The sequence below is a fragment of the Streptomyces griseus genome (assembly GCF_900460065.1).
GTDB lineage: Bacteria > Actinomycetota > Actinomycetes > Streptomycetales > Streptomycetaceae > Streptomyces > Streptomyces griseus.
Genome location: NZ_UAVD01000026.1, coordinates 249,370 through 270,380, shown reverse-complemented (window position 1 = coordinate 270,380; position 21,011 = coordinate 249,370). Strand labels below are relative to the sequence as shown.

The 21,011-nt window shown below is 71.5% G+C and carries 18 protein-coding genes; 7 read left to right on the top strand and 11 right to left on the bottom strand.

Annotated elements, in window-relative coordinates:
* Positions 1 to 176: 176 nt before the first annotated feature.
* The 5 genes from DTB53_RS15170 to DTB53_RS15150 all read left to right on the top strand — a co-directional run bounded on the left by DTB53_RS15170 (position 177) and on the right by DTB53_RS15150 (position 4,752).
* Positions 177 to 1,193, top strand: a complete 1,017-nt coding sequence (locus DTB53_RS15170; protein ID WP_003967821.1) for an ABC transporter ATP-binding protein — start codon at positions 177 to 179, stop codon at positions 1,191 to 1,193.
* Positions 1,183 to 2,091: an ABC transporter permease gene (locus tag DTB53_RS15165; protein ID WP_003967820.1), complete on the top strand. Its 909-nt coding sequence runs from the start codon at positions 1,183 to 1,185 to the stop codon at positions 2,089 to 2,091. The genes DTB53_RS15170 and DTB53_RS15165 overlap by 11 nt, the downstream gene beginning before the upstream one ends.
* The gene (locus tag DTB53_RS15160) at positions 2,088 to 2,999 is read left to right on the top strand and encodes an ABC transporter ATP-binding protein (RefSeq protein ID WP_012380047.1); all 912 of its coding nucleotides are present in this window, start codon (positions 2,088 to 2,090) and stop codon (positions 2,997 to 2,999) included. Before DTB53_RS15165 ends, DTB53_RS15160 begins: the two co-directional genes overlap by 4 nt.
* A 30-nt stretch (positions 3,000 to 3,029) precedes the next feature.
* On the top strand, positions 3,030 to 3,749 hold the full coding sequence (locus DTB53_RS15155) for an ABC transporter permease (protein ID WP_012380046.1): 720 nt from the start codon (positions 3,030 to 3,032) through the stop codon (positions 3,747 to 3,749).
* Between the two features lie 304 nt (positions 3,750 to 4,053).
* Complete coding sequence (locus DTB53_RS15150; protein WP_012380045.1) at positions 4,054 to 4,752, top strand: hypothetical protein; 699 nt, start codon at positions 4,054 to 4,056, stop codon at positions 4,750 to 4,752.
* 78 nt (positions 4,753 to 4,830) lie between these two features.
* On the opposite strand, the gene DTB53_RS15145 is transcribed toward DTB53_RS15150, so the two are convergent.
* The 9 genes from DTB53_RS15145 to DTB53_RS15105 form a co-directional block, all read right to left on the bottom strand.
* Positions 4,831 to 5,646: an HAD family hydrolase gene (locus DTB53_RS15145; RefSeq protein WP_003967816.1), complete on the bottom strand. Its 816-nt coding sequence runs from the start codon at positions 5,644 to 5,646 to the stop codon at positions 4,831 to 4,833.
* On the bottom strand, positions 5,643 to 6,920 hold the full coding sequence (serS, locus tag DTB53_RS15140) for a serine--tRNA ligase (RefSeq protein ID WP_003967815.1): 1,278 nt from the start codon (positions 6,918 to 6,920) through the stop codon (positions 5,643 to 5,645). The genes DTB53_RS15145 and serS overlap by 4 nt, the downstream gene beginning before the upstream one ends.
* 732 nt (positions 6,921 to 7,652) lie before the next feature.
* Complete coding sequence (gene pheA / locus DTB53_RS15135) at positions 7,653 to 8,588, bottom strand: prephenate dehydratase (RefSeq protein WP_003967814.1); 936 nt, start codon at positions 8,586 to 8,588, stop codon at positions 7,653 to 7,655.
* Positions 8,589 to 8,872: 284 nt separating this feature from the next.
* Positions 8,873 to 10,219 (bottom strand): iron uptake transporter deferrochelatase/peroxidase subunit, encoded by a 1,347-nt coding sequence (efeB, locus tag DTB53_RS15130; RefSeq protein ID WP_012380044.1) that lies wholly within the window; start codon positions 10,217 to 10,219, stop codon positions 8,873 to 8,875.
* A gap of 5 nt (positions 10,220 to 10,224) precedes the next feature.
* Positions 10,225 to 12,171 (bottom strand): copper resistance CopC/CopD family protein, encoded by a 1,947-nt coding sequence (locus DTB53_RS15125; RefSeq protein ID WP_012380043.1) that lies wholly within the window; start codon positions 12,169 to 12,171, stop codon positions 10,225 to 10,227.
* Positions 12,172 to 12,183: 12 nt separating this feature from the next.
* On the bottom strand, positions 12,184 to 12,633 hold the full coding sequence (locus tag DTB53_RS15120) for a copper chaperone PCu(A)C (protein ID WP_012380042.1): 450 nt from the start codon (positions 12,631 to 12,633) through the stop codon (positions 12,184 to 12,186).
* Entirely contained in the window at positions 12,630 to 13,289 is a 660-nt protein-coding gene (locus tag DTB53_RS15115) for an SCO family protein (protein ID WP_003967810.1), read from the bottom strand. The genes DTB53_RS15120 and DTB53_RS15115 overlap by 4 nt, the downstream gene beginning before the upstream one ends.
* A gap of 44 nt (positions 13,290 to 13,333) precedes the next feature.
* The gene (locus tag DTB53_RS15110; RefSeq protein ID WP_012380041.1) at positions 13,334 to 14,083 is read right to left on the bottom strand and encodes a YcnI family copper-binding membrane protein; all 750 of its coding nucleotides are present in this window, start codon (positions 14,081 to 14,083) and stop codon (positions 13,334 to 13,336) included.
* 148 nt (positions 14,084 to 14,231) lie between these two features.
* Positions 14,232 to 15,101 carry a hypothetical protein gene (locus tag DTB53_RS15105; protein ID WP_012380040.1) on the bottom strand — a complete coding sequence of 290 codons (870 nt, stop codon included), beginning with the start codon at positions 15,099 to 15,101 and terminating at the stop codon, positions 14,232 to 14,234.
* 293 nt (positions 15,102 to 15,394) lie between these two features.
* Between DTB53_RS15105 and DTB53_RS15100 the strand changes: the two genes are divergently transcribed.
* Positions 15,395 to 15,922 carry an ATP-binding protein gene (locus DTB53_RS15100; protein WP_012380039.1) on the top strand — a complete coding sequence of 176 codons (528 nt, stop codon included), beginning with the start codon at positions 15,395 to 15,397 and terminating at the stop codon, positions 15,920 to 15,922.
* A gap of 36 nt (positions 15,923 to 15,958) precedes the next feature.
* Here the strand turns inward: DTB53_RS15100 and DTB53_RS15095 are convergent, their stop codons facing one another.
* Positions 15,959 to 17,434, bottom strand: a complete 1,476-nt coding sequence (locus DTB53_RS15095) for an aminopeptidase P family protein (protein ID WP_012380038.1) — start codon at positions 17,432 to 17,434, stop codon at positions 15,959 to 15,961.
* A 274-nt stretch (positions 17,435 to 17,708) separates the two neighbouring features.
* Positions 17,709 to 19,196 carry a PP2C family protein-serine/threonine phosphatase gene (locus DTB53_RS15090; protein ID WP_172595263.1) on the bottom strand — a complete coding sequence of 496 codons (1,488 nt, stop codon included), beginning with the start codon at positions 19,194 to 19,196 and terminating at the stop codon, positions 17,709 to 17,711.
* 636 nt (positions 19,197 to 19,832) lie between these two features.
* Here DTB53_RS15090 and DTB53_RS15085 point away from each other — a divergent pair.
* Positions 19,833 to 20,576 carry a bifunctional DNA primase/polymerase gene (locus DTB53_RS15085; RefSeq protein ID WP_042496704.1) on the top strand — a complete coding sequence of 248 codons (744 nt, stop codon included), beginning with the start codon at positions 19,833 to 19,835 and terminating at the stop codon, positions 20,574 to 20,576.
* Positions 20,577 to 21,011 lie beyond the last annotated feature (435 nt).

Sequence of the window (21,011 nt, the reverse complement as noted above, 5' to 3'; positions counted from 1 at the left end):
TGGGCCCGGTCGCGCCGCCCGCCCCGGAGTTCCGGCCTCGTCCTGCGCGGGGTCCCCCTACGGGCGCGTACGCCTGGAGTCTGACGCGGATCCAGCCGTCAGGGCTGACGACCCCTGTGGCCCGCGCCACTAACGTCGTTTCCGTGACAGCCGTTATCGCTACCGAAGCCCTGAGCATGCGGTTCCCCCGCGTGACCGCGCTTGACCGGCTCACGTTGGACATCGGACCGGGTGTGACCGGTCTGGTGGGTTCCAACGGAGCCGGCAAGTCCACACTGATCAAGATCCTGCTGGGTCTTTCCCCCGCCACCGAAGGCCGGGCCGCGGTGCTCGGGCTCGACGTCGCGACCCGGGGCGCCGCCATCCGGGAACGGGTGGGGTACATGCCCGAGCACGACTGCCTGCCGCCCGACGTCTCGGCGACCGAGTTCGTCGTGCACATGGCCCGCATGTCGGGGCTGCCGCCCACGGCGGCCCGTGAGCGCACGGCCGACACGCTGCGCCACGTCGGCCTCTACGAGGAGCGCTACCGCCCCATCGGCGGCTACTCGACCGGCATGAAGCAGCGGGTCAAGCTCGCCCAGGCCCTCGTCCACGACCCCCAGCTGGTCCTCCTCGACGAGCCGACCAACGGCCTCGACCCGGTCGGCCGGGACGAGATGCTCGGCCTGATCCGCCGGATCCACACCGACTTCGGCATCTCCGTGCTGGTGACCTCGCACCTCCTGGGCGAGCTGGAACGCACCTGCGACCACGTCGTCGTCATCGACGGCGGGACGCTCCTGCGCTCCAGCTCCACCAGCGACTTCACGCAGACCACCGCGACCCTCGCGGTCGAGGTGACCGACAGCGACACCCACCCCGACGGCACCGCCGCGCTGCGCGGGATCCTCACCGACGCCGGGGTCACCCTCGTCGGCCACGACGGGATCGACACGGAGGGGCTGCCGGGCGCGGGCCACATCCTGCTGATCGAGGCGGCCGGCGAGGACACGTACGACCTGGTCCGCGACAGCGTCGCCGGCCTCGGCCTCGGCCTGGTCCGCATGGAACAGCGCCGCCACCACATCGCCGAGGTCTTCCGTACCGAACAGCACGCGTCACGACAGGGCGGGGCGCAGGGCACCGCCGCCCCGGCCGCGGCCACCGCCGGGGCCGACCAGCAGAAGGGAAGCGGTCGCGATGAGCACTGAGACCAAGGCCGCGGCCGGGCGCGACGCCTCCCGGATCCACAACATCGGCTACCGCTCCTACGACGGACCGCGGCTCGGCCGGGCCTACGCCCGCCGCTCCCTGTTCTCGCAGACCCTGCGGGGCTCCTTCGGACTGGGCCGCTCCGCCAAGTCCAAGGTGCTGCCCATGCTGCTGTTCGGCGTGATGGCGCTGGTCGCGGCGATCCTGGTGGCGGTCTCCATGGCCGCCCCGGACGCCAGCAAGCTGGTGGTCAAGTACACCTCGTACGCGATCTACCTCCAGGCCGTCATCGGCCTCTTCATCGCCGCGCAGGCCCCGCAGGCGGTCTCCAGGGACCTCCGCTTCAAGACCGTCCCCCTGTACTTCTCGCGGCCGATCGAGCACGCCGACTACGTGATCGCGAAGTTCGCCGCGACCGCGTCCGCACTCTTCATCCTCACCGGTGCGCCGTTGCTCATCCTCTATGTGGGCTCTCTGCTCGCGAAGTTCGACTTCGCCGACCAGACCAAGTGGTTCGGCCAGGGGCTGGTGTCGGTGGCGCTGCTGTCCGTGCTGTTCGCCGGCCTCGGCCTCGTCATGGCCGCCCTGACCCCGCGCCGCGGCTTCGGCGTCGCCGCGGTGATCGCCCTCCTGACCATCACCTACGGCGCCGTCTCCACGGTCCAGGCCATCGCCTGGGAGACCGGTTCGGAAGGGGCCGTGCAGTGGCTGGGCCTCTTCTCGCCGATCACGCTGATCGACGGCGTCCAGACCGCGTTCCTCGGCGCGACCTCTGCCTTCCCCGGAGGGGAAGGCCCGGGCACCGGTACCGGTGTGGTCTACCTGTTCGTTGTTCTCGCGCTCGTCGCCGGCTCCTACGCCGTCCTGATGCGCCGCTACCGGAGGGTCGGGCTGTGACCACCATCGAGATCGACCACACCTCGCGCTGGTTCGGCAACGTGGTCGCCGTCAACGACGTCTCCATGACCGTGGGGCCCGGCGTCACCGGACTCCTCGGCCCGAACGGCGCGGGAAAGTCCACCCTCATCAACATGATGGGCGGATTCCTCGCCCCCTCGACGGGGAAGGTCACGCTCGACGGACAGCAGATCTGGCGCAACGAGAGCGTCTACAAGAAGATCGGCATCGTCCCCGAGCGGGAGGGGATGTACGACTTCCTCACCGGCAAGGAGTTCGTCGTCGCCAACGCCGAACTCCAGGGTCTGGGCGGGGCCGAGGCGCGGAAGGCGCTCGCCACGGTCCAGATGGAGTACGCGCAGGACCGCAAGATCTCCACGTACAGCAAGGGCATGCGCCAGCGCGTGAAGATGGCGTCCGCGCTGGTCCACGAGCCCTCGGTGCTGCTCCTGGACGAGCCGTTCAACGGGATGGACCCGCGCCAGCGGATGCAGCTGATGGAACTGCTGCGGCGGATGGGGGCCGAGGGGCGCACGGTCCTGTTCTCCTCCCACATCCTCGAAGAGGTCGAGCAGTTGGCCTCGCACATCGAGGTGATCGTGGCCGGCCGGCACGCCGCGTCCGGCGACTTCCGGAAGATCCGCCGGCTGATGACCGACCGCCCGCACCGCTATCTGGTGCGCTCCAGCGACGACCGGGCCCTCGCGGCCGCGCTCATCGCCGACCCGTCCACGGCGGGCATCGAGGTCGACGTGACCGAGAAGGCGCTGCGGATCCAGGCCGTCGACTTCGGCCGGTTCACCGAGCTGCTGCCGAGGGTGGCCCGTGAGCAGGGCATCCGGCTGCTCACCGTCTCACCGTCCGACGAGTCCCTCGAATCGGTCTTTTCCTACCTCGTAGCGGCCTGAGTAGTGGCCTGAAAGGAGCTGTGCACCGTCATGTACGACCCCACAGTCGCCCGGCTCACCTACCGGGCCCTGCTCGGCCGGCGCCGGGCCGCCATCCTGTTCGTCCTGCCCGCACTGCTGCTGGTCATCGCCGCGGCCGTGCGCATGTTCGCCGGGGCCGATGACCAGATCGCCTCGGACGTCCTCGGCGGTTTCGCCATCGCCACGATGGTCCCGCTGATCGGCGTGATCGCGGGCACCGGGGCGATCGGCCCCGAGATCGACGACGGCTCGATCGTCTACCTGCTCGCCAAGCCCGTGAAGCGGCCCACGATCATCTTCACCAAGCTGATCGTGGCCATCGCGGTGACCATGGTGTTCTCCGCCCTGCCGACGCTCCTCGCGGGCCTGATCCTCAACGGCAACGGCCAGCAGGTCGCCGTCGCCTACACGATCGCGGCGCTGGTCGCCTCGATCGCGTACAGCGCCCTGTTCCTGCTGCTCGGCACGGTCAGCCGGCACGCGGACGTCCTCGGCCTGGTCTACGCGCTGGTCTGGGAGGCCCTCTTCGGCAGCCTGGTCCCCGGCGCACGGACGCTCAGCGTCCAGCAGTGGTCCCTGGCCGTGGCCCAGAAGGTCGCGGGCGACGGCGCGGTGACCTCGGACGTCGGCCTGCCGCTCGCCACGGTCCTGCTGGTCGCGGTCACGGTCGCCGCCACCTGGTACGCGGGCCAGAAGCTGCGGGCGCTGAAGCTGGCGGGCGAGGAGTGACGCCCGCGGCCTGAGCCCTTCCGCGCCCCGCCGACCCCCGCCCTTCCGAACCCTGGGCGGGGGTCGTCGTACGAGCGGACAGGTGTACGCGTGACGTTGTGTTTATCGGGTCGTTGGGCAGGGCGCGTGGAGGCAACTGGAATCCGTGGCGTCGTGGCGTTCGTGAAATCGGGGAGTGCCGGCACCGGGTGAGGCTCGGCCCACCGGACCGGTCATCGAGTGAGTGGCAACCGTGAGCGTCCTCCACCCCTGAAGCCCGGGGTGTGGGCCGTCCTCGTCATTCCCTCGTACGAAAGGCACACCCATGCCCACGGAAGTCGCCCTGCTCGAATCGCGCGCGTTGCGCGGGGAGCAGATGGGGCGCGTAGATGTCCTCGACCAGGTGAAGGCCCTTGTCATGCTCCCGGACGGAATTCACGTTCGCACAGAGGATGTGGCTCGTTACTTCGAAGTATCCACAGGTGCGGTCAGAAGGCTGACCGATCGACACCAGGAGGAGTTGGCCGAGAGTGGGCTCCGCGTGCTGCGCGGCGCTGACCTGCACGCCTTCCATAGCGACATGATGTCGCTATGGGGCGGCGAAGGGGTGGAAAGTTATCCACAGGCGGCCACGCAACTGCGGCTCTACCCCCGCCGAACCGTCCTCAACGTCGCCATGCTTCTTCGCGACAGCGACATCGCCCGCTGCGTGCGTACGTACCTCCTCGACGCCGAGGAGTCGCTGCGCACGCAGTACGCCTCCCTCGACCAGCGCGTCACCCGGATCGAGAGCTGCCTCACCGGCGTCGGCAGTGCGTTGCAGGAACTCGGGCCGGTGCTGGTGCGGATGTCGGAGCGGCTCGACAGTCTGGACCGGAAGGTGGAGGTGACGCACCGGGTGATCGGGGCGATGAGCCTGCGGCTGGCGGACGTGCAGCAGGACGTCGTGCGGCTGGACGGGCGGCTGGACTCCGTCGCCCGGCAGCTGAAGGATCTGCGCCGCCGTAGCGGGCAGCGCGGATAGAGCGGGTCCCGCGCAGAACGGCGGCCCGGCCCCCAGGACATCGGTGCCGGGCCGCTGTCGCGCCGCCGGGTGGGCGTCCTACTGAACGGGCGCCGAGCGGAGCAGGTCCTCCAGCACCACCGCGATGCCGTCGTCGTCGTTGGACGCCGTGATCTCGTGGGCGACGGCCTTCAGGTCCTCGTGGGCGTTGGCCATGGCCACGCCGTGGTGGGCCCAGCCGAACATCGGGATGTCGTTCGGCATGTCACCGAAGGCGATGGTGTCGGCCGCCTTCACGCCGAGCCGACGGGCGGCCAGCGAGAGGCCGGTCGCCTTGCTCAGGCCCAGGGGCAGGATCTCGACCACACCGGCCCCGGCCATGACCACGTCGACCAGGCTGCCGACCGCCGCCCGCGCGGCGAAGGCCAGCGCGTCGTCGTCCAGCTCCGGGTGCTGTATGTAGACCTTGTTGAGCGGGGCCGTCCACATCTCGGTGGCGTCGTCCACGAAGAGGTACGGGAGCGGCCCCTCCTGCACCTGGTAGCCGGGACCCACCAGCACTTCGCCGTCCAGGCCGTCGCGGCTGGCGGCCAGGTGCAGCGGGCCGACCTCCGCCTCGATCTTGGACAGCGCGAGACCGGCGAGCTGCCGGTCCAGGGTCAGCGAGGTCAGCAGCTTGTGCTCGCCCGCGTGGTAGACCTGCGCGCCCTGACCGCACACCGCGAGCCCCTCGTAACCGAGGTCGTCCAGGATGTGCCGGGTCCAGGGCACCGCACGGCCGGTGACGATGATGTGCGCGGCGCCGGCCTCCGTGGCGGCGACCAGAGCCTCGCGGGTGCGCTCGGAGACCGTGTCGTCCCCGCGCAGCAGCGTGCCGTCGAGGTCGGTCGCGACGAGCTTGTAGGGGAAGGTCACTTGGCGACCGGTTCCAGGACCTCGCGCCCGCCCAGGTACGGACGGAGCATCTCGGGCACCCGGACCGAACCGTCGGGGAGCTGGTGGTTCTCCAGGATCGCCACGATCGTGCGCGGTACGGCGCAGAGCGTGCCGTTCAGCGTGGCCAGCGGCTGGACCTTCTTGCCCTCGCGCATCCGGACGGACAGGCGGCGGGCCTGGAAGCCGTCGCAGTTGGAGGCGGAGGTGAGCTCGCGGTACTTGCCCTGGGTCGGGATCCACGCCTCGCAGTCGAACTTCCGCGAGGCCGAGGAGCCGAGGTCACCGGTGGCGACGTCGATCACCTGGAAGGGCAGTTCGAGGGCGGTGAGCCACTGCTTCTCCCAGTCCAGGAGCCTGCGGTGCTCGGCCTCGGCGTCCGCGGGGTCGACGTACGAGAACATCTCGACCTTGTCGAACTGGTGGACGCGGAAGATGCCGCGGGTGTCCTTGCCGTACGTGCCGGCCTCCCGGCGGAAGCACGGGGAGAACCCGGCGTACCGCAGGGGCAGCTTGTCGGCGTCGATGATCTCGTCCATGTGGTACGCGGCGAGGGGGACCTCGGAGGTGCCGACCAGGTAGTAGTCGTCCTTCTCCAGGTGGTACACGTTCTCCGCGGCCTGGCCGAGGAAGCCGGTGCCCTCCATGGCGCGGGGGCGGACCAGCGCCGGGGTGAGCATCGGGACGAAGCCGGCCTCGGTGGCCTGCGCGATCGCCGCGTTGACGAGGGCGAGCTCCAGGAGCGCGCCGACGCCGGTGAGGTAGTAGAACCGCGAGCCGGAGACCTTGGCCCCGCGCTCCATGTCGATGGCGCCGAGCGCCTCGCCGAGCTCCAGGTGGTCCTTGGGCTCGAAGCCCTCGGCGCCGAAGTCCCGGATGGTGCCGTGCGTCTCCAGGACGACGAAGTCCTCCTCGCCGCCGACCGGCACGTCCTCGTGGACGATGTTGCCGAGCTGGAGCAGCAGGCGCTTGGCGTCGGCGGCGGCCTCGTCCTGGGCGGCGTCGGCCGCCTTGACGTCGGCCTTGAGCTGCTCGGCCTTCTTGAGGAGCTCGGTGCGCTCCTCGGGGGTGGCCTTGGGGATCAGCTTGCCGAGCGACCTCTGTTCGGCGCGGAGTTCGTCGAAGCGGACGCCGGACGACCTGCGCAGCTCGTCGGCGGAGAGCAGGGCGTCGACGAGGCCGACGTCCTCTCCACGGGCGCGCTGGGAGGCGCGAACACGGTCGGGGTCCTCACGGAGCAGGCGAAGGTCAATCACCCCTCCAGGCTACCGGTGCGCGGATCTCGTACTCGAACCGATATCGCCGAGCGTGTCACTTTGACCGAATTGCCGGAATTGATATTTCTGAGGGGAATCGCCGGTGGTGCGGGCTCCGACGTCGGCGCCGGTCCCGGTATCGGTATCGGCGCCGATCCCGCACCGGTGCGGTGAGGGTGCGGAGGGGGTCCGAGGGGGTGTCAATAACGGTGGTTAACTCCCCTGAACAGGGCAGAAGGTGTGACCTGCCTTGACGTACCCGCCTTGAGCGGGGCGGGAGTTGGGGGCGCGTCGGCCGCTGTTGTCCACAGGGGTTTCTGTTTCGGAATAGTTATCCACAGGCTGTGTGGAAGTTCTGTGGATGCCGGAGGGCATTTACTCCGGAACTCGGGCGAAGTTCCGCGTAATCCCCACCCAAACCCGTTCCGTGTGCTCGTTCGGGTGGGAATTCACCGTCTGGAAGAGTTGATCAAGGGAATGAGGGCGGCGTGGGCGCACCGCGGCGCCTTGCGTCTCTGTGGATGACCCCAGGGCGGCTGGGTTGATTTGTCGATGATGTCGCATTGCGGTGTCGACTTGTCCCCAAGGCGAGAGCCATCCTGTGGATAACTTTCCGGAGTGCGTGACTATCTGTAGATCGCACCACTGCGGAGCGCGCAAGAAGGCCACCCGGGCCGCGCCCGGCGCCTTCGCTCCGGGAGCCTTCGCGCCGGGATCTCTTCCGCCCCTCTGTCAGATCCGGCCGTCCTGGCTGCGCGCCAGCCAGTCGGACGCTTCCGTGAACGCCGCGTCCGACGTGCCTTCCCGCAGCGGCCCCACCTCGTCCGGGGAGACACCGGCCCGCGGGTACGAGCCGAGGAACCGCACCTTCGGGCTGATCCGCTTCAGCCCCATCAGGGCCTCCCCGACCCGCCGGTCCGAGATGTGTCCCTCGGCGTCCACGGCGAAGCAGTAGTTGCCGATGCCCTCGCCGGTCGGGCGGGACTGGATGAGCATCAGGTTGACGCCGCGCACCGCGAACTCCTGGAGCAGCTCCAGGAGGGCGCCGGGGCGGTCGTCGCCCAGCCAGATCACCACGGAGGTCTTGTCGGCGCCGGTCGGCGCGGAGGGCCGGGCGGGCCGGCCCACCAGGACGAAGCGCGTCTGGGCGTTCTCCGCGTCGTGGATCTCCGTCACCAGCGGCTCCAGGCCGTAGGTGGCGGCGGCGAACTCTCCGGCGAACGCGGCGTCGTACCGCCCCTCCTGGACCAGTCGGGCGCCGTCCGCGTTGGACGCCGCCGACTCCCACAGAACCCCCGGGAGGTGGGTCGCCATCCAGTTGCGGACCTGCGGCTGGGCGGCGGGGTGCGCGGTGACCGTCTTGATGTCCGACAGCTTGGTCCCGGGCCGTACCAGCAGCGCGAAGGTGATGGAGAGCAGCACCTCGCGGTAGATCATCAGCGGGTCCCCGCCGGCCAGCTCGTCCAGCGTCGCGGTGATGCCGCCCTCGACCGAGTTCTCGATCGGTACGAGCGCCGCCGCCGCCTCGCCGTTGCGCACGGCGTCCAGGGCGGCCGGCACGGACACCATCGGGACGAGTTCCCGGGTGGCGGCTTCCGGGAGCGTACGGAGGGCGACCTCGGTGAAGGTGCCCTCGGGACCGAGATAGGCGTAGCGCGTGGCTGACATACGGTCACCCTAGTGCGCCCCGCGAGGCCCGCCGCGCTGTCTCAGAATGCGGTCGGGAGGGTGCGGGAGGACCCGCGCCGCGCGGCCGGCCGGAAGCGGGACCGGCCGCGAGAACGGAAGCGCGCACGAAAGAGGGGCCGACCGCGCGGACGCAGGGCGTGGGTGGCCCGGGGACGGGACGGGGGTGTGGACGCGGGGCGTTCGCCGTGCGGGTGCCTCCCACGACTCCACTCGCCCCACGACTCCAGCGCCCCACGCACCCAGCGCCCCACGCACCCAGCGGCCTACGACTCCAGCAGCCGCTGTCCCACGTACTCCCCCTCCGCCGCCCCGCCCGGCACCGCGAACACCCCGCTCGCCTCGTGCCGGAGGAAGGGCGACAGCGCGTCGCCCCGGTCGAGCTTGCGCTGCACGGGCACGAAGCCCCGGAACGGGTCCGCCTGCCAGCAGATGAAGAGGAGCCCGGCGTCCGGGGCCCCGTCCTCCGCGATGCCGTCGTGGTACGAGAACGGGCGGCGCAGCATGGCGGCCCCGCCGTTCTTCTCGGGCGAGGAGATCCGGGCGTGGGCGTTGTCGGGGATCACGAGCCTGCCGTCCGGGCCGGCCTTGTCGAGGTCCATCTCCGTGGTCTCGGTTCCCCCGCTCAGGGGCGCCCCGTCCGCCTTGCGCCGCCCGATGACCCGCTCCTGGCGGTCCACCGGGAGCTTCTCCCAGTCGTCCAGGAGCATCCTGATCCGGCGGACGACGGCGTACGAACCGCCCTCCATCCACTCCTGCGGCTTCCCGGGGGAGGCGGGGACGAAGACGCGCCGGTCGAAGTCCTCCTCGGACGGCTTCGGGTTGCCGGTCCCGTCGATCTGGCCCATCAGGTTGCGGGCGGTCATCGGGCGGGCGGTCGCGCCGGGGGTGCGGTTGAAACCGTTCATCTGCCACCGCACGCGTGCCGTGTCCGCGACTTCCCTCTGGAGCGCCCGCAGCGCGTGGAAGGCGACCAGCGCGTCGTCCGCGCCGATCTGCACCCACAGATCGCCGTTGGACCGGCCGGCGTCGAGGGCGTCGGCGGAGAACGCGGGCAGCGGGTCGAGGGCGGCCGGCAGGCGGGCGGTCAGCCCGGTGCGCGCGAAGAACGTACGGCCGAAGCCGAAGGTGACTGTCAGGGACGAGGGTCCCGCGTCCAGGGCGATCCCGGTGTCGTGCCCGGGGCCGTCCGGGCCGCCCGCCGCCGGACGGCCCGCCATCAGCTCCTTCGCCACCGCCGACCAGCGTCGCAGCAGCGCCGCCGCCTCCTTGCGCCCGGCGCCGGCCGCCAGGTCGAACGCGACGAGGTGGCCCCGGGCCTGCAGCGGAGTGGTGATCCCCGGTTGATGTTTCCCGTGAAACATCGCCTCGGTGGCCCCGACGGTCGTCAGCGCGGCCGTCTCCTCGGGGCGGGTGGCGGCGTACCCGGCGGCCCCGCCCGCGGCCCCCAGCACCAGCCCCGTGGCGCCCGCCGCACCGGCCGTGCCCAGCAGCCGCCGCCGCGACACGCCGGTACCACCGGCGGTGCCGGCGCCCGGGGAGCGGGTGGCGGGGCTGCCCGGGGGACCGGTGGCGGCGGTCTTGGCCAGGGTCTGCTTCTGGGTCTTGCTCACCGTGCTCAGCCGATCTTCGCGTTCTTGTCGATGGTGACCTGGTCGATGTCGGAGGTCCGTACCGTCACGTCGACCTTCCACTCCCCGGCCATCGGGATCTGTACGCCGCTCGCCGTCCAGTGCCCCTCGGCCAGCCGGTCCGGGACGACCGGCAGCGGGCCGATGTCCTTCGACTCCAGGGTCAGGGCCAGCTTCAGCTCGGGCACGTCCATCGGCTCGCCGTCGCTGCCGTCGATCCACACGTGCAGGTCGTTGGACCCGGTGCGCGCGGGCTCGATGTCGATGCGGACGGTGCCCTTGCCCTGCTCGCCGCCGGTGTCGAACGGCATGCTCAGGTTGACCGGGCCGCCGGCGGCGGGGGCGGTGGCCGCCGTGGCGCCGGCCGCGGCCTCCTCCTCCGTACGGCCGGGTTCCGTGGACGTCAGCATGGTGGTGACGGCCAGCAGGACGACGGCGACGGCGGCTTCGGCCAGGACCGAGCGGCGCAGCCCGGAGCGCTCCGGGTCCGCGTCCCGTATCCGCTTCTTCTTCGTCGCGGTCAGCACGGCCCGCTGACGGGCCAGTTGCGCGGCGCGCTCGGGGGCGACGTCGTCGGAGGTCTCGTCGGACGCGGCCGGGGAGGTCTCCTCCGGCCCGGTCGGGGCGTCCTCCGCCGTGGCTCCCTCGGCGTCGGACGAGGCGGCGGTGTCCGTCAGCCGTGCCGTCCAGCGCCGGGAGAACCAGGCGACGGCGAGCAGGACGGCGATCAGCGCCACCTTGATGATCAGCAGTTGCCCGTAGCGCGTCCCGGTCAGCGCCGACCAGGAGCCGACCTGCCGCCAGGACTGGTAGATCCCGGTCGCCGCCAGGACCACGACGCTGGCGAACGCGACCGTGGAGAAGCGCCGGACCGCGGCGCTCCCGATGTCCGGCGTGCGGTACAGCGCCACCAGGAGCGAGGCGAGTCCGCCGAGCCACGCGGCGACCGCCAGCAGGTGCGCCACGTCCACCGGCATGGCGATGGACGCCTGGATGCCGGTCGAGGCGTGCTCGGACATCGCCCAGGTGGCGGCGATGCCGGCCGCGACGACCCCGCCGCCGACGGCCAGGCCGAAGGTGAGGTCCTTCTTCTCCCGCTCGTCCTCGCGCCGGGCGTACGTGCCGAACAGCACGGCGATGAACAGGGCGGCGGCTCCGAGCAGCAGCAGCCGGGAGACGAGGGCGGCGCCGGGCTTGGTGTCCAGGACCGACTGGAGTCCGGCGAGGTCGAAGGCGTCGGCGAACTTCCCGCTGCCCGTGTACGGGTTGCGCAGCAGCAGCATGACCAGGGTCGCCGCGGTCAGCGTGAGCCAGCCGCGCACCACGAGCCGCTGCATCGGCAGGGCGGACGCGCCCCGCCGCCAGCAGACCAGGACGAACGCGCTGCCGCCGACGAGCAGCACGAACCCGCCGTAGGCGGCGTAGCGCGCGATGTCGTAGACGACGCCGACCGGGCCGCCGCCCACGTCCTGGGAGGACAGGGCCACCGTGGTTTCGGACGGGGCGCCGATGGAGAACGTGAACGCGCCGGAGATGGGGTGGCTGTCGGCGGAGATCGCCTGCCAGGCCACCGTGTAGGTGCCGTCCGGCAGGCCGGAGTGGAGCGCGACGCCGTAGCGGACGGTGGAGCCCTCGGAGAGGTCGCGCGGTTCGGCCTCGGTGTCGGCGCGCTTGCCGTTGGGGTCGAGGACGCGGATGGAGTCGTCGCCCACGGCGATCGCCTCGGAGAAGCTGAGGGTGACCTCCTTGGGTGCGGTGTCCACCACCGCCCCGTCCCCGGGGTCGCTCCCGGTGAGAGCGGCGTGCGCGGACGCCGAGCCCGCGCCGGCCAGCAGCAGCCCGAAGACCAGGCTGACCAGTGCGGCGAGGAGCGCGGCGGCGGCGACGGGCCGTCGTATCCGGGACGGCCCGGCGTACGGGGCGGTGGCAGACATCGATTCAGTCCCTCACTGCTTCTTCGGGTTGTGGGTGGTTTCCTTCACCGGCAGGTCGACCTTGATCGGGTCGGCCTTCTCGAAGTGCAGCTCGACGGAGACCTTCTCGCCCTGTCTGGGCTTCTGCTTGAGCTTCATGAACATGATGTGGTTGCCACCGCGTTCGAGATCGAGCTCGCCGTTCGCGGGCACCTCGAACGAGGAGACCTCGCGCATCTTCTGGTTCTTCGTCTCGTGGATCGTGACGTCGTCGGAGAGCGGACTGGTCACCGAGGTGAGCCGGTCCCCGGCATCGCCGCTGTTCTGGACGACGAGGAACCCGGCGGCCATGTCGCTGACGGGCTGCGGCAGATACGCGCCGACGACCTTCAGATCGGGCGCGCCGTCCGACGAGCACCCGGCCAGCGCCGCCCCCGCGGTGAGGGCGAGGACGCCGGCGAGAGCCGTGCGGCGGCGGTTCACGGCGTCTCCCCCTTGATCAGCTCGGGGAGGTCCTTCGCGTACTCCTCGGCGGAGGTGTCCTCGCCGTAGAGCACATAGCCCTCGTCCGTCTTCGGGGAGAAGGCGATGACCTGGGCGCCGTGCATCGAGACGACGGTCCCGTCCTTCTCCTTCTTCGGCGCGTCGATGCCGATCCCGATCTGCCGGGCCCCGGCCTGGATGGTCGGGAAGTCGCCGGTGAGACCGGTGAAGGTGGGGTCCTGGGCGGAGAGCCACTTGCCGAGCGAGGCGGGGGTGTCGCGCTCGGGGTCGGTGGTGACGAAGACGACCTGGAGCTTCTCCTGGTCGGCCTTGGGCAGCTCCCGCTTGGCGAGCGAGATGTTGCTCATGGTCAGCGGGCAGACGTCGGGGCAGTTGGTGTAGCCGAAGTAGATGAGCGTCGGCTTGCCCTGGGTCGCCTCGCGGAGGTCGTACTCCTTGCCGTCGGTGTCGGTGAGGACGAGGTTCGGCTTGGTGAACGGCTGGTCGAGGACGGTCGCGGCCTTGTCCTTCGGCGCGGCGCTGACGTCGGCGACGGCCGATGAGCCCGCCTTGTCGTCACCGGTGCCGCAGGCGGAGAGGGCCAGTGCGGCCGCGGCGGCGAACGCCACGGCCGTCACTGCTTTTCTGTTGCGCATGAAAGAGATGTCCTGAACGTGGTGCGGGTGAGGGAACCGGCCGGTCAGGCCGAGCGGCGACGTCCGGCGAGTACGCCGAACGCGATGCCGCCGATGCCGATGACGATGCCGATGATGCCCAGCGTGCGGGCGGTGGTGTCGCTGGAGGAGGAGGACGCGGCGGTGCTGCTCTCCTTGGCCGACGCGTCGGCGTCGGCGGCCTTGTGGTCGTCGGTCTTCCCGGCGTCGTCCGCGGCGCCGCCGCCGTGGCCGTCCTCGGCGGCGGCGGTCAGCTTCAGGACGGGGGCCGGGCTGTCGGGCTCCTCGCCGCCGGCCGTGGGCTCCTCGATCCAGCGGACGACTTCCTTGTTGTCGTACGTCTGGATCGCCTTGAAGACGAGCTGGTCGGCGTCCTCGGGAAGCGCGCCGACGGAGACCGGGAACTGCTGGAAGTAGCCGGGGGCGATCTCGCCCTCGTCGGCGGTCCAGGTCACCTTGGAGACGGCCTCGGTGATCTTCTTGCCGTGCACCTCAAGAGGCTTGTCGAGCTTGCTCTTGGTGATGTCGATCTTCCAGCCGGGGACGGCCTGCGGGGTGACGGAGGACAGCGGGTGGTCGGCCGGGAAGTTGACTTCGAGCTTCACCGTCGAGGCCTGGTCGCGCTCGTTGGGGACCTTGAAGTTGAGCGTGGCGTATCCGCCCTTGGCGGCCTCGCCGACCGGCTGGACGCTGACGTGGGCGGCGGCCGGGCCGGCGATCAGCAGGACGGTGGACGCGGCGACGCCGCCGGCGAGGGCGATACGGGAAAGCTTCATGGCAGGAATCTCCACTGGGGAAACGGAACACGGTGGTCCGGCGCGCGGGTGCGCGGCGGCATCACGACGCCTCGTGGTCCGGTTCCGCGGGCGTGCGCGCACAGGGGTGTGCGCGGACGGTTCCCGTCGGTTCGGTGGAGGCGTCGCGTCAGGCTGCGAGGGCGTACGGGGCCGGAGGCCCGCGCCTGATCACCAGGTGCTGCAGAGGATCCCCGGCGGCCGGTACCGGCACGTCGTCGGAGGGGCGCGGAACCCGCGGCCCGGCCATGAGCTGCTCGCGCTCCCCGGCCCGCAGCGCGCGGACGAGGGCGAGCGCGGCCCGCAGGGACCGCAGCCGGGCCCCGGCCGCCAGCGCCTGGGCGCTGTGCGCGGAGAGCCGGGCCAGCCCGAAGAGGGCGATCTCGCCGCGCCGCAGCAGCCACCCGGTGGCGAGCGCGACGAGGACGTGGGCCAGGAACATCGACAGGCTCGGCAGCAGCGCGGAGACCGTCGCGCAGAGCTGCGCGATTCCCCAGGCGCCGTCCGGGGCCGCCGACGCGGCGGTCCCGACCGCTCCGGCGACACCACCGTCCGCGAGGTGGCCGTGGGACCCCGCCGCGAGCGTCGACGGGTCGATGCCGGCGGAGGAGACGATGCGGTGGGCGTCCGCCGCGCTCAGCTGCTCCGGTCCGGCACCGCAGACGAGACCGGCGGCGAACCGGATGACCGGGTTGTCGCCGCCCGTGGGCGCCGCGGCGGCCGGGGCCCCGGCGTGGCTGCCGTACGCGAACAGCACGTGCAGGAGGATCTGCCCGCCGGCCAGCGCGCCCGCGATCGACGGAAGGGAACGTTCCCGTCCGGCGAGGGCCGTGGCGACGGCGAGGACGCCGAGGAATCCGGCGAGCAGGGTCCACGCGGGGACGGGCGCTCCGGCGGCGAGCGCGTGTCCGGCCGCGGACAGCACGACGCAGACCGCGGTGAACACCGCGGCCCTCATGAGCCGCAGACCGGCTCCTGCGTGTGCGAGAGGCGTGGACATGGCCGGAACATCATCGCACTGCACCCCCCTGTCCGGTACGGCAGGTCCGGAAGATCAGGCTCCGTCCCCAACCGTGCTTGTTGAGCCCGTTCGCGGGGGATGTACGGACCGGGGGAGCGCGTCCCAGGTCACCGGAGGGACCCCCGGTGACCTGGTGCCGGGCAGGTCCATACACCGGGCGGCCGAATATCCACATCCGCCGTATGAGGGCTTTCCCACCCGATCCGTGCTTACGAAGTGTCGAGGGCGGCAATACGTATCGATACGTCGAGCCGCAGCCAGGAGGCTGAAAGATGAGCATCTGGTGGTCTCTCCATTTGCGGCGCGAAGCTGCGAGCGTCCCGCTCGCCCGTCGTTTTCTGCTCGGCACCATGGAAACCGCAGGGGTGGATCCGGACATCTCCTTCGACCTGTCGGTCGCGCTCAGCGAGGCCTGTGCGAACGCCGTCGAACACGGCGGCGACCGGATGGTTCTCGGGGAGCCGGGGGATTCCGGTTGCGGACGCCCCGCCGCGGACTCCGGGCAGTACCGGGTCACGGCCTATCTGGACGGCGAGAAATGCCGTATCGAGGTCAGCGACTCGGGGCCGGGCTTTCCCGCCCGCCGCGCGCTTCGCCCAGCCGCGCCCACCGAACAGCACCCGCAGCACCTGCCGTCCCCGCTCCCGGCGCGGGACGACGAAGCCGAGAGCGGCCGGGGTCTCGACCTCATCCAGCAGCTCTCCGACCACGTCCAGTTCGGCAACCGGCCGGGCCACGGCGCGGTGGTGCGCTTCGACAAGGTCCTGAAATGGCGCGAGGGCGCGCTGCTCACGGTGTAGTGAACGGCGCGCCCCCACGGGAGGTACGGCGGTGGGTCAGCCCTTCAGCCGCGCCATCCAGGCCTCGACCTCGTCCGCCTGCCGGGGCAGCGTGTCGGAGAGGTTCCGGTTGCCGTCCTCGGTGACGAGGATGTCGTCCTCGATCCGGACGCCGATGCCCCGGTACTCCTCGGGCACGGTCAGGTCGTCGGCCTGGAAGTACAGACCCGGCTCCACGGTCAGGCAGACACCCGGCTCCAGGACGCCGTCCACGTACGCCTCGGTGCGCGCGACGGCGCAGTCGTGGACGTCCATGCCGAGCATGTGGCCCGTGCCGTGCAGGGTCCAGCGGCGCTGGAGGCCGAGCTCCAGGACCTTCTCCACGTCCAGGTCGCCGAGCAGGCCCCAGGCGACGAGCTTCTCGGCGAGGACGCGCTGCGAGGCCTCGTGGAAGTCGCGGAAGGTGGCGCCGGGCCGCACGGCGGCGATGCCCGCTTCCTGGGCCTCGTACACCGCGTCGTAGATCTTGCGCTGGAGCGGCGAGAACGTGCCGTTGATCGGCAGGGTGCGCGTCACGTCGGCGGTGTAGAGGTCGTTGGTCTCCACGCCGGCGTCCAGGAGCAGCAGCTCCCCGGAGCGGACGTCGCCGTCGTTGCGGACCCAGTGCAGGGTGGTGGCGTGCGGGCCGGCGGCGCAGATCGAGGCGTAGCCGATGTCGTTGCCCTCGATGCGGGCGCGCAGGAAGAACGTGCCCTCGATGAAGCGCTCGCTGGTCGCCTCGGCCTTGTCCAGGCTCCGCACGACGTCCTCGAAGCCGCGCGCGGTGGCGTCGCACGCCTTCTGCAGCTCGGCGATCTCGAAGGCGTCCTTCACCAGGCGTGCCTCGGAGAGGTAGACGCGCAGCTCCTCGTCGCGCTCCGCGGTGACCTTGTCGGTGAGGGCGGCCTCGACGGACGGGTCGTGCCCGCGCACGTTGCGGACCGGGCCGGTGGCCTCGGTCAGTGCGGCGGTCAGCTCACGGACGTCCTTCGTGGGGATGCTGAGCAGCTGCTCGGCCTCGGAGAGGGAGTTCCGCCGGCCGACCCACAGCTCGCCCTGGCCGTCGAGCCAGAACTCGCCGTTCTCCCGGTTGGAGCGGGGCAGCAGGTAGAGGGTCGCCTCGTGGCCGCCGTCCTTCGGCTCCAGGACGAGCACGCCGTCCTGGGTCTGGTCACCGGTGAGGTACGCGTACTCGGTGGAGGCCCGGAAGGCGTACTCGGTGTCGTTGGAGCGGGTCTTCAGGTTGCCCGCGGGGATGACCAGGCGCTCGCCGGGGAAGCGGGCGGAGAGCGCGGCGCGCCGGGCGGCGGTGTGCTCGGCCTGGGCGATCGGCTGGAGGCCGTGCTGCTCGGTGTCGGCCCAGCCCGACTTCATGTTGTCGGCGAGCTCGTCGGAGATGCCCGGGTACAGGCCGTTCTTCCGCTGCTTGACCGCTTCTGCTTCGTTCTCCTCGGTCTCCTGCTCCGGGTTCTCCGGGACGAGCTCCTCAGACACGATGTTTTTCTCCTTGGGGTACGACACTGGACCATCACCATCGTACGGGCGTACGGAAGGGGGCCCAGGGCCGAAGGACCTGTTACCGGAGACTGCCGCCGGATCGGCCGGAGTGCCGGTCGACGGGCCGGCGCGGTCGGCCGGGCGGACGGGGGCGGCGAGCCGAAGCGGCGGTCGGTCGGGAACGCCGGTCGGTCGGTGTGACGGGCGATGGGGTGAGGGGCGGGGCGGGGGTGAGGGGGCGGTCGCAGCGGCGGCCCGCCGCGGTGCGCGGTCAGTCGAAGTGGGCGGCGAGGATCACGACGTCCTCGGCGGAGTCGTTCCGGTCGAGGCCGTCGGGAAGCATCGTGCGCAGGACGTGGTCCGCGACGGCCGCCGGATCGTTCCGTTCCGCTTTCGGTACGGAGGCGGCGGCGGAGTGCAGCCGGGTGAAGGCCCGGTCCATGGCGTCCCCGGTGCGGCGCAGCAGCCCGTCCGTGTAGAGCAGCACCGTTTCGCCTGGTGCCGGGCTGAACTCCACGCTCGGCGCCTCCCAGCAGGCGAGCATGCCCAGCGGGGCGGAGAGCGTGGTCTCGACGAACGCGCAGCGCCGCTCGCCGAGCACCAGGGGCGGGGTGTGCCCGGCCCCGGCCAGCACGACCTTGCGGGCGGCCGGCTCGCAGTAGGCGAAGAGGGCGGTCGCGGTCCGCGCGGGTTCGGTCAGCCGGAGCAGCAGTTCCAGGTCGGAGAGGACGGCGACGGGGTCCTCCCCCTCCATCACGGCGTACGCCCGCAGGCTGGCGCGCAGCCGGCCCATGGCGGCCATGGCGCTCGGTCCGGACCCGCCGACGGAGCCCACGGCGAGGCCGAGCGCGCGGTCGGGCAGCGGCAGCGCGTCGTACCAGTCGCCGCCGCCCCGGGGGCCGGTGCGGTGCCGGGCGGCGAGCCGGACGCCGGGGATCCGGGGCAGTCGGCTGGGGAGCAGTTCCTCGGCGACGGCGGCGACGGACGCGCGGGCGTGCTCCAGCTCGATCAGGCGGGCCAGGTGTTCGGTGGCGTAGCGCGCGTAGAGGCCGGCGAGGTGGCGCTGCTTCTGTGCGGGCTCGGCCGGTTCGTCGTAGAGCCAGACGGCAGCGCCGAGGCGGCCGGCCGGCCCGGAGGCGAGCGGCAGGGCGTAACTGGCGGCGTAGCCGAGCCGGATGGCGACCTCGCGGTGCCGGGGGTCGAGGTCCTTCTCGCCGAGCAGGTCGGGGCTGGCGATCCCGTCCGCGGTGTCCGGCGGCCCGTCGAGGGCCCGGCCGAGTGCGGTGGCCGCGCGCGGCACGGTCTCCAGGTGGCCGAGGTCGGCGCGGCTGAGCCCGAGGCCGACCGTGGCGGAGGGGCCCTCACCGTTCGCGGGTTCCAGAACGAGAAGTCCGCGGCGGGCGCCGACGAGGGCGGCTCCGGCGTGCAGCAGTTCGTTCAGGGCGTCGTCGAGGGTGTTCGTCCCGGCCAGCCGCTCGGTGAGTTCGTGCAGGGTGGTGAGGTCCGAGACCCAGCCCGCGAGCCGGTCCTGGAGGAAGGGCCCGGGAGGTCCCGGGACCTCCGTCAAAGGAGCGCGAGTCTGTGTTGAAACCGTAACCTCTGGATCGATTCCAGCCACTTTCGGCAGGTGTGGGGCGCTCATGGCAGCCAGCTCTCCGACCGGTGTGATTCGTCGAATAGCACCGCAAACCCCCATGTGATTCTGCGCCACTATCAATGCATCCACATGTACACGCACAAGTAACCCGATGTCCAGCATTGCCCCTTCTGGGTCCGGGCGATTCGTGCCCTCCCAGTGTCGGCTAACTTGGCCGAAAATTGCACCCTATGGACGCTATTTACGATCGACTGGGGCTGCTCAACAGGGGTACCTCCGGGGCCAAGTCGCCGGAGGAGCGTCATTCCGGGCATGCTGGGTACGTAAACGGTGATGCGCGGGTGCGGTTGTGATCGCCAAGGAACCCGGCAGCGGGTTCCGGCGTCCTTACCCGTGAAGAGGTGACGCACCCGCCCCGGACGGCGGTGTTCGCACCAGGGACGGCAGGCGAGGCGCAGGCCGCCCTCATCCAGCGATTGCCGGTCCGGCTCGACCCGCTCGGTTCGACCCGCACGACTCTGCCAGGGCAGCACGATTCCTCTCGGTCAGTTCGACTCGTTCGGTCGGTTCGGCCCCGTTCGGTTCGACTCCGCTCGACTCTGCTCGGTTCGGCTCCACCCCAGATCGGTTCTATTCGGATCGGTTCCACTCGGCTCGGCTCGGCTCACGCACGGTGCCGGCGGCACGCCCGCACCGCGGAACTGATGAGCACGTACGCACAGCGAAGAGACACGCACGTGGTGCCACCCACGCGTGTGTCATGTGGACTCGGCGTTCAACGGAAAGGAACGAGCGCTCATGCGCGAGATCCTCGGAAGGCGACGCAGGCTCCGGCTCCGGCGCAAGGAGGGGGCCGCCCGGCTCGACGCGGCCCTGACCTGCGCCACCGTATGGCAGTGGCCCGTGCTCCCCGGGGTGGGGACGGCACAGGCCGGCCCGCACGGTGAGAGCGGCGGCCTCGGCTGCGCCTGCCCCGAACCCGACTGCGCCGTACCGGGCGCACACCCCCTCGATCCCGGTCTGCTGGCGGCCACCACGGACGAGCGCATGGTGCGCTGGTGGTGGACCCACCGACCCACCGCCCCCGTGATGCTGGCGACCGGCGGCCGTGCGCCCTGCGCGGTGAGCCTGCCCGCCGTGGCCGGCGCCAGAGCACTCAGCGCCCTGGACGTCCTCGGCATGCGGCTCGGCCCCGTCGTGGCGACGCCCACCCGGTGGTCGCTGCTGGTCGCCCCGTACGGCCTGGAACGGCTCGGCGAACTGCTGTACGCGAAGGACTGGGTGCCGAGTTCGCTCCGGTTCCACGGAGAGGGCGGCTATCTCGTCCTGCCGTCGTCCCGGACCGGGGCGGGGCAGGTCCGCTGGGAGCGACCCCCCGCACCGGTGAAGACCTCCGGCGCGGCCCCGGTGTCGTACCGGCGGGCCAAGGGCGGGGCTCCCGCGGCCGCGGCGCCGTGGCTCCCGGATGTGGAAGCGGTCCTGGACGCCCTGGTCGAGGCGAGCACCGGCGCCCCGGGCGGCGGCAGCCGGCTCGCGCACTGACCCGGCCGGGCGGTCGACCGCCCGGCCGGGAGATGCCCGGCGCGCCCGGTTTCCTGGCGGAGGGCTCGTGGCGTCCGACGTCGGGCGCGGGGCTCACGGCACCCGGTGCCCGGGCGCACGACAGTCGGGGCCCGGGCTCACTCGAACGGGTGTGAGCCGGGCCGGATCACCGGTGAACGGGTGGCGGGCGACGCGGCGGTGCGCCTCGCGCCGATATCGTCGCCCGTCGTCAGGAATTCCGCGCAGTCGCCAGGTGGGGCCACCATGAATCTCCGCATGATCGGTCTCGCGGGCGCCGCTGTTCTCGCCTGGCTGGCTCCGCTGGTCGCTTCCGCGGACCCCGCCCTTGTCCCGGACGCCGTATCGGGCGAACCGGCATCATCATCCGATGCGCAATCACCTGGCGATTCGCCAGGAAACGCGCGGATCGGCGTG